This is a genomic window from Anaerotignum lactatifermentans, from assembly GCF_016902535.1.
Classification (GTDB): Bacteria; Bacillota; Clostridia; order Lachnospirales; family Anaerotignaceae; genus Anaerotignum; species Anaerotignum lactatifermentans_A.
Genome location: NZ_JACSNY010000045.1, coordinates 1 through 1,000 on the forward strand (window position 1 = coordinate 1; position 1,000 = coordinate 1,000).

Sequence of the window (1,000 nt, forward strand, 5' to 3'; positions counted from 1 at the left end):
GTCATCGGGATGTCAAGCCTTGGTAAGGTTCTTCGCGTTGCTTCGAATTAAACCACATGCTCCACCGCTTGTGCGGGCCCCCGTCAATTCCTTTGAGTTTCAACCTTGCGGTCGTACTCCCCAGGTGGAGTGCTTATTGTGTTAACTGCGGCACCGAGGATTCCTCCCCAACACCTAGCACTCATCGTTTACGGCGTGGACTACCAGGGTATCTAATCCTGTTCGCTCCCCACGCTTTCGAGCCTCAGCGTCAGTTTCAGTCCAGAAAGCCGCCTTCGCCACTGGTGTTCTTCCTAATATCTACGCATTTCACCGCTACACTAGGAATTCCGCTTTCCTCTCCTGTACTCTAGCTTGATAGTTCCAAATGCAATCCTCGGGTTAAGCCCAAGGCTTTCACATCTGGCTTACCATGCCGCCTACGCTCCCTTTACACCCAGTAATTCCGGATAACGCTTGCCCCCTACGTATTACCGCGGCTGCTGGCACGTAGTTAGCCGGGGCTTCTTATTTAGGTACCGTCATTGATTTCTTCCCTATTGATAGAAGTTTACGATCCGAAAACCTTCTTCCTTCACGCGGCGTTGCTGCATCAGGGTTTCCCCCATTGTGCAATATTCCCCACTGCTGCCTCCCGTAGGAGTTTGGGCCGTGTCTCAGTCCCAATGTGGCCGATCACCCTCTCAGGTCGGCTACTGATCGTCGCCTTGGTGGGCTGTTATCTCACCAACTAGCTAATCAGATGCGGGCCCATCCTGTACCGAATAAATCCTTTCTTCCTCAGAAGATGCCTCCCAAGGACCACATGCGGTATTAGTCACCGTTTCCAGTGATTATTCCCCAGTACAGGGCAGGTTGCCCACACGTTACTCACCCGTCCGCCACTAAGATAGAAAGAAATCCTGCCGAAGCTCTCATTCTTAATATCTTCGTTCGACTTGCATGTGTTAAGCACGCCGCCAGCGTTCATCCTGAGCCAGGATCAAACTCTTATGTTAAA

The 1,000-nt window shown here is 51.7% G+C and carries 1 rRNA gene; it reads right to left on the reverse strand.

The window, feature by feature from the left end:
- Positions 1 to 998: ribosomal RNA gene (locus H9X84_RS12760) — 16S ribosomal RNA — on the reverse strand; the annotation flags it as partial.
- Positions 999 to 1,000: the final 2 nt, after the last annotated feature.